At 59.7% G+C, this 15,676-nt stretch carries 14 protein-coding genes and 1 pseudogene; 12 read left to right on the top strand and 3 right to left on the bottom strand.

All coding sequences use genetic code 11. The features are described 5' to 3' along the window. The first annotated feature begins 337 nt into the window (after positions 1-337). From EVC45_RS04510 to gmhB, 5 genes are all read left to right on the top strand, one after another. Positions 338-1,474 carry a DegT/DnrJ/EryC1/StrS aminotransferase family protein gene (locus EVC45_RS04510; protein ID WP_129956836.1) on the top strand — a complete coding sequence of 379 codons (1,137 nt, stop codon included), beginning with the start codon at positions 338-340 and terminating at the stop codon, positions 1,472-1,474. A gap of 275 nt (positions 1,475-1,749) precedes the next feature. Beyond that, complete coding sequence (locus EVC45_RS04505) at positions 1,750-2,784, top strand: dehydrogenase (protein ID WP_129956835.1); 1,035 nt, start codon at positions 1,750-1,752, stop codon at positions 2,782-2,784. Further along, complete coding sequence (locus EVC45_RS04500) at positions 2,769-3,368, top strand: SIS domain-containing protein (RefSeq protein ID WP_373682990.1); 600 nt, start codon at positions 2,769-2,771, stop codon at positions 3,366-3,368. Before EVC45_RS04505 ends, EVC45_RS04500 begins: the two co-directional genes overlap by 16 nt. Next, positions 3,365-4,102, top strand: coding sequence for a nucleotidyltransferase family protein (locus tag EVC45_RS04495; protein WP_248295031.1), 738 nt, complete (start codon positions 3,365-3,367; stop codon positions 4,100-4,102). Before EVC45_RS04500 ends, EVC45_RS04495 begins: the two co-directional genes overlap by 4 nt. Continuing rightward, positions 4,092-4,709, top strand: a complete 618-nt coding sequence (gene gmhB / locus EVC45_RS04490) for a D-glycero-beta-D-manno-heptose 1,7-bisphosphate 7-phosphatase (protein ID WP_129956832.1) — start codon at positions 4,092-4,094, stop codon at positions 4,707-4,709. The genes EVC45_RS04495 and gmhB overlap by 11 nt, the downstream gene beginning before the upstream one ends. On the opposite strand, the gene EVC45_RS04485 is transcribed toward gmhB, so the two are convergent. Then, positions 4,687-5,991, bottom strand: coding sequence for a hypothetical protein (locus EVC45_RS04485; RefSeq protein WP_129956831.1), 1,305 nt, complete (start codon positions 5,989-5,991; stop codon positions 4,687-4,689). The genes gmhB and EVC45_RS04485 overlap by 23 nt on opposite strands. 191 nt (positions 5,992-6,182) lie before the next feature. On the opposite strand from EVC45_RS04485, the gene EVC45_RS04480 reads away from it, so the two are divergent. Then, entirely contained in the window at positions 6,183-8,387 is a 2,205-nt protein-coding gene (locus tag EVC45_RS04480; RefSeq protein ID WP_129956830.1) for a polysaccharide biosynthesis tyrosine autokinase, read from the top strand. Here the strand turns inward: EVC45_RS04480 and EVC45_RS45505 are convergent. Further along, positions 8,378-8,575, bottom strand: coding sequence for a hypothetical protein (locus EVC45_RS45505; RefSeq protein WP_168991407.1), 198 nt, complete (start codon positions 8,573-8,575; stop codon positions 8,378-8,380). The two genes, EVC45_RS04480 and EVC45_RS45505, sit on opposite strands and share 10 nt — an antisense overlap. A 148-nt stretch (positions 8,576-8,723) precedes the next feature. Between EVC45_RS45505 and EVC45_RS04475 the strand changes: the two genes are divergently transcribed. From EVC45_RS04475 to EVC45_RS45490, 6 genes are all read left to right on the top strand, one after another. Then, positions 8,724-9,704 (top strand): glycosyltransferase, encoded by a 981-nt coding sequence (locus EVC45_RS04475; protein ID WP_168991406.1) that lies wholly within the window; start codon positions 8,724-8,726, stop codon positions 9,702-9,704. Positions 9,705-9,718: 14 nt separating this feature from the next. Beyond that, a complete protein-coding gene (locus tag EVC45_RS04470) occupies positions 9,719-11,155 on the top strand; it encodes a DUF6418 domain-containing protein (RefSeq protein WP_129956828.1) in 1,437 nt (478 codons plus the stop codon). Beyond that, entirely contained in the window at positions 11,152-12,387 is a 1,236-nt protein-coding gene (locus tag EVC45_RS45500; RefSeq protein ID WP_168991405.1) for a lipopolysaccharide biosynthesis protein, read from the top strand. Before EVC45_RS04470 ends, EVC45_RS45500 begins: the two co-directional genes overlap by 4 nt. Continuing rightward, complete coding sequence (locus EVC45_RS45495; protein WP_168991404.1) at positions 12,384-13,619, top strand: glycosyltransferase; 1,236 nt, start codon at positions 12,384-12,386, stop codon at positions 13,617-13,619. Before EVC45_RS45500 ends, EVC45_RS45495 begins: the two co-directional genes overlap by 4 nt. 203 nt (positions 13,620-13,822) lie before the next feature. Next, positions 13,823-15,115 carry a glycosyltransferase gene (locus EVC45_RS04460; RefSeq protein WP_129956826.1) on the top strand — a complete coding sequence of 431 codons (1,293 nt, stop codon included), beginning with the start codon at positions 13,823-13,825 and terminating at the stop codon, positions 15,113-15,115. Between the two features lie 216 nt (positions 15,116-15,331). Next, positions 15,332-15,502 carry a hypothetical protein gene (locus EVC45_RS45490; RefSeq protein ID WP_168991403.1) on the top strand — a complete coding sequence of 57 codons (171 nt, stop codon included), beginning with the start codon at positions 15,332-15,334 and terminating at the stop codon, positions 15,500-15,502. Here EVC45_RS45490 and EVC45_RS04455 read toward each other — a convergent pair. Further along, a pseudogene (locus EVC45_RS04455) lies at positions 15,499-15,676 on the bottom strand (IS30 family transposase); the annotation flags it as partial. The gene EVC45_RS45490 and the pseudogene EVC45_RS04455 sit on opposite strands and share 4 nt — an antisense overlap.

Here is a 15,676-nt window from a genome sequence, read left to right as displayed (position 1 = left end):
AGCGCGTGTTGTGTTGTGCAACGCACGGATGGCGCGGGCCTCGGACCCTAAGCTAGGTCTCACGGTTAAAACGAAGAACCCCTATTTCCTGCACAAGGTTGACCAATCGGTGCGCGGGTACGCCACACATACGAGCATACCCTCGCGACCGATCTTCCAACTCGCCGCAGCAAACAAGAGAACCAAGACGCAAGTCCTTGACGATAGGGGCGGCACCCACAGTCCAAAGCGACCGGGCGGCGGGCGTTGAAAGCGAGCGGCAGTAATCCGCAAAGGGTTCGCCGCTCCAACATTTCTTCATATCGTTAGTCCGGTCGTATGACAACAGGAAGCGACTATGAATCTTAGATACCCCGTCTATGCCCCGTACCTCAACGGTCGCGAGAAGCATTTGGTCATGGACTGTCTGGAATCGACGTGGATTTCTTCGAAGGGCAAGTACGTAGGCCAGTTCGAGGAATCGTTTGCAGCCTGGCTGGGCGCGCGGCATGCGATCACGGTCAGCAACGGCACGGTCGCGCTGCACGTCGCACTCGCCGCATTGGGCATTGGCCCGGGTGACGAAGTACTGGTTCCGACCCTGACCTATATCGCGTCCGCGAATGCCGTGAAGTACACCGGCGCAGATGTGGTGTTCGTCGACAGTGAGCGCGACTACTGGCAGATCGACGTCGAAGATGCCGAGCGCAAGATCACCAGCAAGACCAAGGCCATCATGGCCGTGCATCTCTATGGTCAGGCGACTGACATGGAAGCGGTCATGGCATTGGCGAAAAAGCACTCGTTGTATGTGATCGAAGACTGTGCCGAAGCAATCGGTACGCGATTCGACGGCGCAAATGTGGGCACGTTCGGCGATATCGGCTGCTTCAGCTTTTTCGGCAACAAGACGATCACGACCGGCGAAGGCGGCATGGTGGTCACCAACGACGCCGAACTTGACCGGAAGATCCGGCATCTGCGCAGCCAGGGCGTGAGCAGCGAGCGCGAGTACTGGCACGACGCAATCGGCTTCAACTATCGGATGACGAATCTGGCCGCGGCAATCGGCTGCGCGCAGATGGAGTCCGTCGACGACCTCATCGCGAAGAAGCAGCAAATCGCCGAATGGTATCGGCAGAGCCTTGCCGGCTTGCCGTTGCAGGTACACAGCACTCATCCGCGAACGCTACACAGTTACTGGATGGTGTCGATCCTCGTCGAGGACGCGAGCCAGCGTGACCCTTTGCGCGCCGCGTTGCTGCAAGACGGTATCGAAACCCGTCCGCTCTTTTACCCGGTTCATCAAATGAAGATGTATGCGGCGCCCGGTCAGCATTTTCCGGTGGCCGACGAGATCGCCAGCCGAGGCATCAACTTGCCGAGCTACCCGGCACTGATGCGCGATGACATCGCGTTCATCTGCGAACGCGTGCGCGATTTCCTCGCCCGGCAGGAATCGAACAAGGAGCCTTTGCTGGAAACAAAAGCCTGAAGGCCCGATTGCGGGCGCCGGACGCCCGCTCGGGTTTCATCCTGACCAGGCGTTGCAGTGGAGGAAACGCCGCACAGATAAATTCGTAGTACTGATGCAGTTGGTTGCGGTGTGGTTTCGTAGGTTTGCTTGGCCGTTAGTAGTCGACGGAAAAAAGCGATTGGTGCACGGAGATTGACGAAGATTTCTTACGCCCATCAATAGATTACGGACCAAAAATCGCTGTCTGTTCAAACAGCCTGACATGGCGTTGCATCGCCGAGAAAGGACAAATCATGACGCACTTTATCGCCCGCTCCCGCGCACCCCTGCGGCTTGGACTGGCCGGCGGCGGAACCGATGTCTCCCCATACTCCGATCGTTTCGGCGGACTCACGCTCAACGTCACGATCGACCGGTTCGCTTACGCCTCGATCGTGCCGCGCGACGACGGCAAGATCGAGCTGACCGCTGCGGATACACAGGTGCGCTGGACCGGAGAAATCTCGCCCGAGCTCCCGCCGATCAACGGCCTTGGTTTGCATGTCGGCGTCTACAACCGGATCGTCAGGCAATTCAACGACGGCCATCCTCTCGCCGTATCGATCACCACTTTTTCCGAGGCGCCTCCGGGATCCGGATTGGGCTCATCGTCGACCGTGGTCGTGGCGCTCGTGCAGGCATTTTGCGAGCTGCTTTCGCTGCCGCTCGGCGAATACGATGTCGCGAAACTCGCTCACGACATTGAACGGATCGATCTTGCGCTAGCGGGCGGCAAGCAGGACCAGTATGCGGCGACCTTCGGCGGCCTGAACTTCATGGAGTTCTACGGCGACAAGGTCATCGTGAATCCTCTGCGAATCAAGCAGGACACGAAGGCCGAGCTCGAAGCGTCGCTCGTGCTGTTCTACACCGGGGTCTCGCGCGAGTCGGCCAATATCATCAAGGAGCAGAGCAACAATGTGGTGGAAAACCACATGGATCCGCTTGCAGCGCTTCACGAAGTCAAGGTTGAGGCGACCAGAATGAAGGAAGCGGTTTTGCGTGCTGACTTTGCCGGCATCGCCGCCTCGATGAGGGACTCGTGGGAATCGAAGAAGCGCATGGCCAAAGGCATTTCCAATCCGTCGATCGACGAGTTGTGGAGGGTCGCGACCAACGCGGGCGCGAAAGCCGGCAAGGTTTCCGGCGCGGGAGGCGGCGGCTTCATGATGTTCTTCGTCGACCCGATCGACCGCCCGGCTGTGAGCCGCGCGCTGGCCGGCCGCCAAGGTCAGGTCATGTCCTGCACGTTTACCGACATTGGTGCCCAGTCCTGGAGAATATCGTGAGCATTTCCGTCACCAACGAAATCGAAAAAACAGTCGCGGTTCTGAGCGCGCTCGCAGGTAGCCCCCAGGTGATCGAACAGGTCGAGGCATTGGCGCGGCAGGTCACCAAAGCGCTGCGCGCCGGTAACAAGGTATTGCTTGCCGGCAACGGCGGCAGCGCGGCCGACGCGCAGCATATCGCCGGAGAATTCGTCAGCCGGTTCAACTTCGACCGACCCGGATTGGCGGCATTCGCGCTGACCGTCGATACCTCCGTGATGACGGCGATCGGCAACGACTACGGCTATGAAAAGCTGTTTGCGCGGCAACTCGAAGCGGTCGGCCGCCGCGGCGACATTTTCTGGGCCTATTCGACCTCCGGCCGCTCGCCGAACATTCTGCGCGCCCTCGAGGTCGCGAAGAAACTCGAAATGTTCAGCGTCGGCTTCACTGGCAGTCATCCGGAGGGTGTGGCGGCGATGCGGGAGCGCACCAATCTGTGCATCGAGATTCCGTCCACGTCCACGCCGAAGATTCAGGAGGGCCATCTGGTGTGCGGCCATATCGTGTGCGGCATCGTGGAAGAGAACATCTTTGCATCATGAGCAAGATGCTTCCGTGCATGATCCTCGCGGGCGGTCTCGGTACGCGGTTACGGCCGGTTCTCGGCGAAGGTCTTCCCAAGGCGATGGCGAGCGTCGATGGCCAGCCGTTTCTCGCGTGGATGCTCCGCTGGCTGGAGCATCAGCGCGTGACGGACGTCGTGCTGTCGCTGGGTTATGGATGTGGCGAGATCACGGGTTGGCTGGCACGGCAGTCGCTGGGGCTGTCCGTGACCGTCATCGAAGAGGACAAGCCGCTCGGGACGGGCGGCGCGATCATGCATGCGCTGCGCACCTGCGGCGCCCCGCGGATGATCGTGCTGAACGGCGATACGATCACGGATCTGGACCTGTCCGCCTTCACCGACTTTTTCAACGCCGCGGGTGCCGACCTGGCGATCGCGGCAACGAACGTGCCGGATGCGTCGCGGTATGGAGCGCTCGAATTCGACGCCGGTTCGAAGCGCCTGATCGCGTTCGAAGAAAAGAGGCCGGTGGAGGCGCCGGGTTTCATCAATGCCGGCATATATGCGGTCGATGCAGCCCGCTTGCTCCGATTCGACCTGCCTGAACGTTTTTCATTCGAAGACGATTTCCTGCGCCGCCAGGTCAGCACGCTCGACATCCGGGTCTTTCCTGCGATCACCGAGTTCATCGATATCGGCATTCCGTCGGACTATGCGCGAGCCCAGCAACTCGTGCCGCTCATGTGTGAGCAATCCGCCCATGACTCGTAAAGCGCTATTCCTCGATAGGGACGGCGTCGTCAACATCGATACCGGATATCTGCACGAGCCGAACGAATGCGTATTCGTCGAAGGTATCTTCGAACTCGTCAGCGCGGCGAATCATGCCGGCTGGCCGGTGGTTCTCGTCACCAACCAGGCCGGCATCGGGCGCGGCTATTTCACGGTCGCTCAGTTCCAGGCGTTCACCGAGTGGATGCTCGGCGAATTTCAGAGCAGAGGTGCGCGGATCGACCGGGTTTACTATTGTCCGCACCACCCGGAGTTCGGGCTTGGAGAGTACCGACAGGCCTGCGCTTGCCGTAAGCCGCAGCCCGGTATGTTCGTACAGGCGCGCGCGGACCTCGATCTGGACATGGAAGGCTCATTGATGATCGGCGATAAGCCGTCGGACCTGCTTGCCGCGGCGCGAGCCGGGGTCGCGCATCGTTTCCTGTTCGCGCCGGCGGGCGAGTTCGATCTCGAACTTACCGAATCGCTTGGCTCGCGCATCGACAGTCTGTCGGAACTGCCCGGATGGTTCGGACAGGATCGGTTGCGCGAGCCGCAGCCTCAGTCGGACGTCATTGCCGATCTCAGTCCTTCCGCCCGACCGTGATGGGGGCTGAAACAACGTTTTTGAAGAACGGTTTGCCGACCGCCTTGACGTAAAAGGTGCCCGAGCTGCCAGCCGGTAGCGCGATCGTGGCGGTCGCCGGCGCGTACCGGTTGATCAGACGAAATTTGCCGTCCGCTAACGACTGATAAAGCTCGAGATGATCGACTGTCTCCGCATGCGATAGCGTGAGGCCCAGCGCATTGCCGGAAAGACTCGTCTGCAACGTCACGCAGTTGTCGATTCCGGATTCGAGCGCCGTGCCTTCTTCGTAGTCGTTCCAGGTGATGAGCTGGAGGAATGGCAACTGGCGTGCCGTGCTGTAGTTCTGGTTGATGACATCGAAGGTTTGCAGCCACGTATCGCCACAAGATTGCGGCATGTAATGCTTTTCATTGGGCTTCGCCCACGCGGCAAGCAGGTCGTCGAAACCCTTGAACACGCCGCCGGTTGCTATCTTCGCCGGCTCCGTGCGCGCATATCGATAGAACTCCTTTAGCTCGGCGAGATCGGCGACCTTGGGCTTTTGCCTCGCAAAGCCAGAGCTGACCCAGACAAAGGCGCCAGCGCTGTAGTCGCGGTCAAAGCCCTGCTTGTGGATGTGAACCCAGGAGATGTCGCGATGCGCTGCCTGAATGCGTGACCAGTCGACCTTGCCGGACCAGTCGAGGCCAAATTCGTACACCACCGGATGGCCGTCATATCTCAGGTATTGCGGGGAGGAAAAATAGGTGCGCGACAGATAATCGAGTTGGGAAATGACCGTCTGGGTGACGTCGCAGCCCTTGCAATGATTGAAGTTGTAGGTGCCGGCGTCGACCATGATCGAGAACGACATATCGGGAAATTTGGCCAGTTCCGGCATCGACTTGCGCCACGCGACATCGATGGGCTCGGGCTGGCCATTGCCATCCTTCTCACCGTACCAGTCGACGATCACGCCATCGACGCCGCGCGCGTGCATGTCCTTGAACGTGCGCAACGCCTGGGCCGGATCGTCCGAGCGATAGCCGACCACGACGCCGCGCGATTCCGGATCGAACCACCACGGTAAATAGTGCGCAAGGACTTTGGTCGTGTGCCCCGGATAAAGCAACGTATGGATATTGACGTCGGAAACGGAGGTCGACCCGCCGAGATTACCGTTGCGCGTCGCCGCAAAAGTATGACTTGCCGACGTGTTTGGCGACGCCAGGCTGGCCGCCGGCTCTTCACAGGATGCAGTGAGGGGTAGCGCACTGAGGCAGAGGGTTAACGCGGGCAGTATCCGTTTACCTGTTGTCATGACTGATAGGCTGGACAGAAAGTCTGCATTCTATGAGTAATTCGCGGACCTTGGCATCTCAGTCGAATAAGGCTGGTTAATGTCTGTTTTATCTTTTGGACGCATAGGCGCATAAGCGTCGGTGTCCCCGAGCACCGCCTAGCGGAGCCTGCCCGGCGCCGGCACAGCGTTTAAATCATTGGAGTTTGCATATGCGTAACGATGTCGGTCGCGAGCGAAGCCCCGCTGTCCAGAACGTGTCGGCACTCTCGGTGTTCGACGTGCTCGAAAATGTTCTGACTTATCGCTACCTGTTTCTTTCCGTGCTTTTGTCCGGACTTCTGTTGGGATGCGTGTATGTGCTGTTTGCCTCGCCCATGTATTCGGCAAACGCCTTCATCCAGATCGAAGACAAGAAAAGCAGTGCGTTGGGCTCTTTGTCCACGGTGACACGCGCTCTCGACGTCAACGGCTCACCGATTCTCGGCGAGATCGACGTCGCGCGCTCGCGCACGGTCGTCACCGAGGCGGTCGAAGCTGCGGCCGCCCAGACGTCCGTCACGGTCAAGAACACTTTCCCGATCGTGGGCCGCTGGCTCGCCACGGTGCTGCCGCGGGATCCGGACGGACTCGCCAGCGCGCCCCTCGACATGACGCACTGGGCATGGGGTGGCGAAAACCTGACGATCGGCTCGTTCGATGTTCCCGCGGTGCAGACGGGCAAGCCGCACAAGCTCGTCTACGACGGCGACGGCAAATGGACGTTGCACGATCGCACCGGCAATGAGGTGCTGAGCGGCAAGGTCGGCGAGCTCGCCGCGTCGGGTGACTATCGGCTTCTCATCAAGGCGGTGGTGGCGCACCCGGGCACCGAATTCGGCCTCGTCAGGCACGGGACGCAGACGACCGTCGACCGGATCATCAAGAAGCTCAACGTGGCCGAGACCAAGCGGGAATCGGGCGTCTTCGAGCTGCAATACAGCGATGACAACCCGTTCTATGCGGCACGCCTCGTCAACGCGATTGCTGATGCGTATCTGAAGAACAACGTCACACGCCGCGCTCAGGAGTCGGAACGGAGCTTGAGCTTCCTCAACTCGCAGATGCCGGTCGTACGGGCGCGACTGCAAAAAGCGGAAGACGCGCTCAACGCGTTTCGCCTGCGGGCAGGCAGCATCGATGTGGGCGGCGAAATCAAGGAGTTGCTCGACCGGTCCGCAACGATCGAGAAGGCCAGACTGGAAACCAACCTGGCTTACCAGGACATGCGCTCCAAGTACCAGCTCGGTCAGGCGCCGCTCGACGCGGTACTGGGCAAGCTCAAGCAACTGGATCTCGCATCGCATCAGCTATCCGACCGGATCGCGCAACTGCCTGGCTTGCAGCAGGAATACCTGCGGCTCTCGCGCGATGTCGATGTCGAGAATTCGCTGTATGTGGGTCTGATGAACAACGCACAACAGTTGCAGATCGCGACGGCGGGTAGTGGCGGCAATGCGTCGGTCGTGGACTATGCGGAGGTCGCGGAAAAGCCGGGTCGTCCGAACGCGATTCTCGCACTGGCTATTGGCGGCCTGGCGGGCGCGCTGTTCGGCCTCATTGCGACGCAACTGAAGTCGCTCGGCGCGGGCCGGATTCGTGACCCGAAGAGACTCGAAACGGTGGTCGGTATCGATACGCTCGGCGTGCTGCCGATTTCGCCGGCCCAGAAGATCGCGGCAGGCAAGCCGGAGCATACGTTCCTCATCAGCGCGGAGGAAAGCGAAACGCCGATTGTCGAAGCGATGGAAAGTCTTGCACTGGCGGTGCAATGCTCGCTGGCCGAGAAACCGGATGGCAAGGTCGTACTGATCACGTCTGCGGTGCCCAACCAGGGGAAATCGTTGATCTCGGCCAACCTCGCGTATTTGCTGGCCGAAAAGGGGCTCAAGACCTTGCTGCTCGATGCGGATATGCGTCGATCCAGGGTCCATCGCTATCTTTCAGGCGATACCAGCAACGGGTTGTCCGGGGTTCTCGACGGTACGTTCGACTCGGCCGAGGTCATCAGCAAGCCGTCCGACAATTTCCACGCGATGCCGGCTGGCAAGAAGACGAAGCATGCCGCCAAGCTGTTGCGCGGCGACAACTTCGGGCCGCTGATGGCGACTTTGCGTGAGGAATATGACGTCGTCATCGTGGATTCTCCGCCGGTTCTTCCGGTACTTGATGCGGCCGCCGTGTCGAGATTCGCGGACATGACGCTGTTCGTCGCGCGGCAAGGGGAAGTGAGCTACGCGGAAGTCGCCGAATCGATGTCGAGGCTTGCCAAGGTCGGCACGGCCGTGGACGGCCTCGTGTACAACGGCTTCGCACCGTCACCGCTGCGTTACGGGTATTACTCGAATGCTTACCGGTACATGTCTGCTCAGGACTGAATAGCGTCGACAGGCTGCCTGGCAACTTCAGGCTGATCACAAAACAGACGCATGTTGTCGCAATCGGGGATATTCATGGGGCTCTTTTCGATGCAGATGGGACCGGCAACCAGAGGATTGGACAACCAGAGCTCGCCACGGCGCGCGGCTCCGAGTGCAAGCGGCGATCTGCAGGTGGTCTGGTTCATGGGCCCGCGCTCGAGCAGCTGGAACGGCGTGGGTCAACACAGCCTGATATTTATTCGGGCCTTGAACAGGAGCGCCGGATTCAATGTCGAGGTGATCGATATTCCCGCGCCAGCCCGTTCGCTGAAGCGCTACTGGTGGCAGTTCGCGGTGTACCCGCTGCTGGCGATCCGGGCGGCCCGGTCGTGCGATATGGTCGTCCTGTATCAGGAGGATCTGAGCTTCCTCGTGCCGTTCGTCCGTCTTGCCGGCGGCAAGGTCTGCGTGCTGTTCCATCACGTTTCACGCCCAGGGCAAGCGCGTGGCGTCCTGGAGCGGCTCAAGGAGTTGTATATCCGCGCGATCCGGCGGCAGGTCGCATGGTCGAATCTGGTGCTCGTCGAAAGTGAAGTGACGGCCGCGGAGTTGCTTGAAGTGGTGCCGGTCCCACCCGAACGCATGCAGATCATGCCTTGCCCGTTCGAAGATAAATATTCGCCGCTCGGTGGGCCGACGCCACGCGTTGCGCGGGCTCGTGCGCGGGAGATTCTGAAGGAGCGCATCGGTCTGGATATCGGCGATGCGATCCTCTTGCTAAACGTCGGCTCGGACGAGACTCGCAAGAACAACGTAACGGTGTTTCGCGCGTTGGCCCGGATGAAGCGCAAGGATCTGGTCATCGTTCGCGCCGGCAAAGCATTCAATCTCGCCAATCGCAAGGAATGCGCGACGCTGGCGAGCGACATGGGCATCCGTGCTCATTTTCTCGATTCCGTCAGCGACGAAGATCTCGGCTACCTCTACCAGGCCGCGGACATGTACGTGTCTGCGTCACTGCACGAGGGTTTCGGCCGGACCGTGATCGAGGCGCAGATCGCCGGAACCCCGGTGGTTGCTTCGAACATGCCGGTCTATCGGGCGACGATGGGGGATTCATTTCTACCGGTCAGTGATCCGGCCGATCCCGACGCATGGGTAACCGCAATCGACCGCCTCGCGAACGACCCTGTGCTGGCGGAGCGTCTCGTCGAACGCGGCAAGATCAACGCGCGGCAGTACTCGTCGGACGTGCTCTGCGCTTCGTTGCGTGAGGGGCTGTTGAGAGCGACCGGCGCTGACACTGTCGACGGTAAGCACACCTCTGCAGAATAGAAAGCGGACAGGCCATGCAAATTCAACAGGCTGGCGAGCCGACCATTTCTCTGACACACCTGATCGTCCCGATCGTGGCGGTGTTTGCCTTGTCGTTCAATACGGCGCTGCCATACCTCGGCTACGCGCAGGCGAGCGCGACATGGACCTTCGCGCTGGCGGCGCTGGCGGTCATCTATCTGGTGGCAACGCGACCGCTCTTTTCGGTGTCGATGTTGTATTTCATGATGATCGGGATGACCGCATTCGTCGCCGGCATCGGCATCGAGGCGGGCGGTCTGATGATCGAAACGGCGGTCCAGGGCGAACCGAACGGTTCTTTCAGCCGGCTCCTTCTGTTCTATGCACTGTTCGTCACTTGTGCGCTTTACAGCTTTAATCGCTCCTTTAACATCCGCAATCCGAACGTACCCGTCGCGCTGATCACCGTCGACGCGCGCAGCGTGGTGTTGGGATTCACGCTGGCGCTTGCGATCATCGGGGCCGGCGTGGCAGCTGGGCTGACTCAAGGTTTCGCGCTGATCAACGGCGTGAACCGGTACACCATTCGCAACGAAAGTACCGGCTCCGATAGTCTGTTGTTCAACACGTTTCTGAACAACGCGGTTTTTCTCGCGCTGATTCTCGGCGCGCTCGCCACCAGCAAGAACCAGGCGGTCAGGTGGTTTTCGATCTTGCTGATCATCGGGGCGACAGGTCTCTACATCCTTCACGGCGAGCAGTTCATGTCCGTGCTGCACTTCCTTCTGTCGGTGCTCGCTCCGGTGATTGCGGTGTTGCTGATGCGAGGCAAGCCGGTTCTGCGGTATATGGCAATCGGCGGAGGCGCCGCGCTGATCATCGGTATCGCTTCGGTATTTTCCGCCTACGAGGGGCAGGGGCTCGATGTGCAAAACACGATGACGGATCGCTCGCTATTGCAGGGGCAGGTCTGGTACGTGGTCGACTACGACGCGCATCTGTTCACCGCGCCTCCGGCGGGCGGCGCACCGGCCTTCTGGCGCTTCGCCGACTCGCTGCTGTCGATGAACCAGCCCACCTTCGACGACAGCTTCGGCTACAGCGGCTTGCGCGACGTGATGATCGCGTACGGCGAGCCGCAGCTGATGCACTCGTATATCAAAGACGACATCACCTTCACGATGGGGCAAATGGCGATCCCCGTATTCTGGTTTGGTCTCGTCGGCGGCGCGTTGTTCATTGCGTTCACGGGCTTGATCTATGGGGTGCTTTGCGCATTGCAGATCGTGTTCGCGCTGCGTGGCGGCGTGATCATGCTGTGGCTGATCGTCAAGTTGTTCAGCTACGCGAGCGCCGGGATCCAGCAAGGCGATTACTGGTCTTTCTTTAGTGTTCGGACGCTGATGTACGTGGCGCTGACTTACCTCTGGTGGGTGCTGATCGATTCGAAAGCCGCGCCGATCAAACTGAAGCGGCTGGTGACACAGTGAAATCCTTTCGAACCCTGCTGGTTTCATCGCTGTCCGGCGTAGTGTGCGAGAAGGTGATCGGCGCACTCGCGGCGGTCGCGAGTAATCACCTGTTCGCGACGCTGTACGGCGCTCACTTCTTCGGCGAATTGCAGTTCGCGTTGTCGCTCGCGTACGTCGTCAGCAGCGCTGCGTTGATCTTCAGCGCTCAGGCCGTAGCACCGATCTTCGGCAGACATCCGCGGCTGCGGCACCTCGTGTTCTATCGTGCGTTCCGGTTGCGTCTGGGTTCCACGCTCAGCGTGACGCTGCTGTTTCTGGTCGTCGTCGGCTTGCTGACGCAGTCCTCGAACACCGCGCTGATGCTGGTCGCCGGACTGGTGATGCTGTGCGAGCCCATCGCGCTCGGCTCGCTGATGGCCTACGCCGAAACCAAGCCCTGGGTGATCACGCGGGCGAAAGCGTACGCGAGCGGTGTGCGGGTGCTGTGGCTACTGGGCGCCGCGCACGCGTCGGTTGGCGCGGTCGTCGCGTCGTTTGCATGGCCGCTCGAAGCTTATGTGGCCGTTGCCGCGCCGTTCACCCGTTATCGAACTCTCGCGTTCCATCGGCCACCGTCCCTGCACGGTTCGGAAACGATCAAACGAACGCTGATCGTTCGTGGACTCAGGATGTGGCCGGCGATTGCCGCGAGCGTGCTGGTGTTGCGAATGGACCGCCTGTTGCTCGGCACGCTGATGTCGAGAACGGATCTCGGTATCTATTCGGCTGCGGCGTCGCTCGTCGAGCAGTGGAACTCGGTTGGCACGACGCTCGCACTGGCTCTTGCGCCGGCCATGGTGTTCGTCGCTCGCGGCGAGGACCAGCTGCGCAGCAAGGCGATCAAGCTCAGCGCGTATCTGGCGGCGATCGCAGCGGTGGCACTGGTCGGGAGCCTGTTCATCGGGCGGCCCGTGTTCCTGCTGATTTATGGACCTGCGTTCGAAGCCGGCATCCCCGTGATGATTTTCGGCACCGCCTGCTCGATCGCGACGTTCGTGGACGCCGGGCTCACGACGTGGCTTATCGCTGCGCGGCGTTACCGGCTGATGACGATCAAATTGCTCGTGACGATCGCTGCGATCGGTGTGGCGCCATTCGTGATGCCCACGACGCTGATGATGTATTCACCGGCGGTGGGGACGGCCCTGTCGATCGTTCTGTTCTGGGGTGCCGTCTTCGGACAGGGGCAACGCTTAAAGGTGGCGCAATGAAAGTCTGCCTCTGCAATAACCGCTTTCCGCCGAATGTTGTCGGCGGCACCGAGATGGTCGTCTACGATCTCGCGGTTCAGCTGCGTGATCGGGGGCATGACGTTTCCATTTTCACCCTGTCGGATTCGCGCTCGACTGAAACAGCGGTCGTGGACGGTCTTCGCGTGCACAGCATGCCGAACACGAACATCTACAACCAGTTCTCGCACGCTGAGCGCAGCGGGCTGAAAAAGTCCTTGTTCGGTGCATTGGATACATTCAACCCGCTCGTGTTCTTCTATGCGTTGCGCCATTTGCGTGGCCTTGGTATCGACGTGCTGTGCACGAACAACCTCAAGGGAATGGGGCCGGCGATCTGGCTCGCTGCATGGTGTTTGCGGATTCCAGTGGTGCATGTGCTGCATGACTACTGGCTGATATGTCCGACCTCGACGATGTTCCGCGACGGCCGCGCGTGTGAGCGGGCATGCAGCGGATGCCGGACCGTTTCAGCTCCGAAGGCGTGGTTTTCGCGGCTGGTCGGACACGTGGTTGGAGTCAGCGACTTTGTGCTGGAACGCCATCGACGGCAGAATTTCTTCGGCGCTGCGCAGCCCTGCGTCATTCATAACGCGCGGCAACCGTTCAGCGCGGTCCCTTCGACCTTCTCCGAACCGCGCAAACCTTTCCGGATTGGCTTTATTGGGCGCACCGACGCGACCAAAGGTATTCGCGAGTTTTTTGCGGGCGCGGCCGCGGCACAAAGAGGCGATCTCGAACTGCATATCGCGGGCCGGGACAACGAACAGATTCTGGATCAATTGATCGCGGAATACCCCGATCTGCGAGTCGTTCGGTATGGCTTCGTTCCAGCGAAAGACTTTTACCCGCTTGTCGATCTCGTGGTCGTTACGTCGATGTGGAACGAACCGTTCGGAATGGTCGCGTTCGAGCCTTGGGAATTTTTCAAGCCGTCCATCGCTTTCACCTCCGGCGGATTGCCCGAAGTATTCAGCGCCTTTCCCGAGTTGACCGTCCCGCGGGGCGACGTCGCGGCGCTCGGAGCGCTCATCCGCCGATTCATCGACGATCCGGGTTTCTACCGCGGGATGGCCCACCGTTGCCACGATCAGCGCAATCACTTCCTGCCGCCGCGACAGTTGCAGCAATTCGAAGCGGTTCTGAGGGCTGCTGCGAGACAGGATCGGCGCGAGGGAGGCGTGGGTGTGATCGGTGTAGATCGGGACGCTTGACTCGATGAAGTAAAGAGATTGACGGAAAGGTCGGCCGCCAATCTGGCAAGAATCGAAATTAGCATGCCGAATCATCTAAGGATAATGGCGAGCCTCTGAGGATGACGGTAAAGATTTTCCATTGGCAAATGCGGCACTTCACATCTGAACTTGCTTCCGTAGCTGCTGGAATGATTTAAGAAACCTCTCCATTCGGAGGATTCATGAGAAAGCGCGTATTGATGGTGATGACCCGGGATATTCCTCGGTCTGCGTCCAATGGACGCGAACGCACGTTGTGCTACATCCGCAACGCTATCGGCATGGATGCGGACGTACGCGAACTCAAGATTCACTCCGTATTCGAGACGGGTACGCTCGCGTCGAAGCTGCGCGCGGGCCTGAGGATCGGGGCAGGTCTGGTTACAGGCAGACCTTGCGCACTGCAGGTCGCCATGTTTGCCAGTGGTGATGGAAAGAAGCGACTGGTCGACGCGATTGAAGACTATAAGCCCGACGTCATCTATTTCGACGGAATCCGGATGGTCGATTACGCCGCATTCGTTCGCCGACGCTATCCGTCGAGCCACATCATCTGCGATCTGGACGACCTGATGTCGCGGCGCGCCAATATCCTGAGAACCGGCAACTTTGCATTGTCCGTAGGCTACCTCGCAAAATCGATTCCTAAGGTAGTCGTCTCGCTGATCAATTCGCGATTCAGTCGCAATCTTCTGCTCAGATATGAGGAGTATGCGCTGAAAGGCCATGAGCGGCGGGTGACGGCCTCGTCGAATGCCGTGACGCTGGTTTCGACGACGGATGCCGACGCGTTGGAGCGTATCCTGCCCGATGCAATCAAAAAGCGAGTACATGTGATCGCCCCGCCAGTCGACTCGGTCAAGCCGGTGCTGCGGCCCGTCGATCCGGTTCGGTTCGTATTCGTCGGCGCGGACAGCCAGTTGCAGAACCGGCTCGCAATCGAGTACCTGGTGGCGTCGTGGAAGAAACTCGAGTTGAGTTTGCCGCTGGTCATTTACGGACGTATGTCCCGTCAATACGAACCCGTGCCGAACGTCGTGTTCGCCGGCTTTGCAAAGACGCTCGACGAAGTCTATACCCCTAACTCGATTGCGCTATGCCCGACATTTTTGCGCGGCGGCATCAAGTCGAAGGTGCTCGAAGCTGTCTCGTTCGGTTGCGTGCCGGTCGGCAATGATGCCGCGTACGAGGGTCTGAATTTCGAAGATGCGGCGCTCGCGATGGACGAAGGGCGGTTGCATCGTTTCCTTGACGACCCCTCTGCGGATCTGAATGAAGTCATGGAGGCGGCGACGCGGTTTGCTGCTTTCTGCGAACGCAATTTCAGCATGCCGGTGTTTGCGCGACGCTGGGGCGACCTACTCCGGCCAGTGTACGTTCCGAAGACGGAGACGAATGTCGTTGTAGGCGACGGAAAAATGTCCCCTATTGCAATAGACGTCGTGCAGCGTAGTACCCCTGCCAAGCAGCCGTGAAAACGGCGGGCGCCTCGCGGCGAACCGCGAGGCGCGCCATGCTCCGGCCAGATCGGTTTCAGATGGATTGCCCTGCTTGAGCGGGAGCGGTGGGCAAATGGACGTCTGCGGATCGTGAATAGGTTGGCGTCTTTTTTTGAACAATTTCTTTGCAGCGTGTAAGGAGCGGTTGAATCAACAGAATAAGGCGGTACATTAAAATCGGGAAAATAAGAAATGATTTCAATTCAAATGCTTCGGGGGCTGGCGGCATTTGTTGTCGTCCTCTATCACATTGCAAAGAAGGGTGTGGTTTCGGGAGATTATCCATTCAATTTATTTGAATTCGGGCAATTTGGGGTGGAGATATTCTGGCGGTTTCAAGCCGAAGTGCAACAAGGGGGTTAATGTTTAGCGTCTTGGGGTTGACTTGCTGAGGCGAGCGTAGCGGCGAAGACCTCGAACGGTGAATGAAACGCGTGAGTTGCGCGCGGCCGGTTGTTCAAGCTGTCGGCGATAGCATCGAGTTCGTCTTGTGTGTAGACCGAGAGGTCGGTTCCCTTGGGAAGGTACTGCCGCAGC

Origin of the sequence: Paraburkholderia sp. UYCP14C (genome assembly GCF_004197395.1) — a bacterium.
Classification (GTDB): domain Bacteria; phylum Pseudomonadota; class Gammaproteobacteria; order Burkholderiales; family Burkholderiaceae; genus Paraburkholderia.
This window is presented reverse-complemented; position numbering and strand designations above follow the sequence as displayed.

Excerpts from the sequence above, each read along its gene's own strand:
- gmhB (WP_129956832.1), top strand. The coding sequence starts at position 4,092 with ATGACTCGTAAAGCGCTATTCCTCGATAGGGACGGCGTCGTCAACATC.
- EVC45_RS45490 (WP_168991403.1), top strand. The coding sequence starts at position 15,332 with ATGATTTCAATTCAAATGCTTCGGGGGCTGGCGGCATTTGTTGTCGTC.
- EVC45_RS45505 (WP_168991407.1), bottom strand. The coding sequence starts at position 8,575 with ATGAACCAGACCACCTGCAGATCGCCGCTTGCACTCGGAGCCGCGCGC.
- EVC45_RS04480 (WP_129956830.1), top strand. The coding sequence starts at position 6,183 with ATGCGTAACGATGTCGGTCGCGAGCGAAGCCCCGCTGTCCAGAACGTG.
- EVC45_RS45495 (WP_168991404.1), top strand. The coding sequence starts at position 12,384 with ATGAAAGTCTGCCTCTGCAATAACCGCTTTCCGCCGAATGTTGTCGGC.
- EVC45_RS04485 (WP_129956831.1), bottom strand. The coding sequence starts at position 5,991 with ATGACAACAGGTAAACGGATACTGCCCGCGTTAACCCTCTGCCTCAGT.
- EVC45_RS04460 (WP_129956826.1), top strand. The coding sequence starts at position 13,823 with ATGAGAAAGCGCGTATTGATGGTGATGACCCGGGATATTCCTCGGTCT.
- EVC45_RS04470 (WP_129956828.1), top strand. The coding sequence starts at position 9,719 with ATGCAAATTCAACAGGCTGGCGAGCCGACCATTTCTCTGACACACCTG.
- EVC45_RS04510 (WP_129956836.1), top strand. The coding sequence starts at position 338 with ATGAATCTTAGATACCCCGTCTATGCCCCGTACCTCAACGGTCGCGAG.
- EVC45_RS04495 (WP_248295031.1), top strand. The coding sequence starts at position 3,365 with ATGAGCAAGATGCTTCCGTGCATGATCCTCGCGGGCGGTCTCGGTACG.
- EVC45_RS04505 (WP_129956835.1), top strand. The coding sequence starts at position 1,750 with ATGACGCACTTTATCGCCCGCTCCCGCGCACCCCTGCGGCTTGGACTG.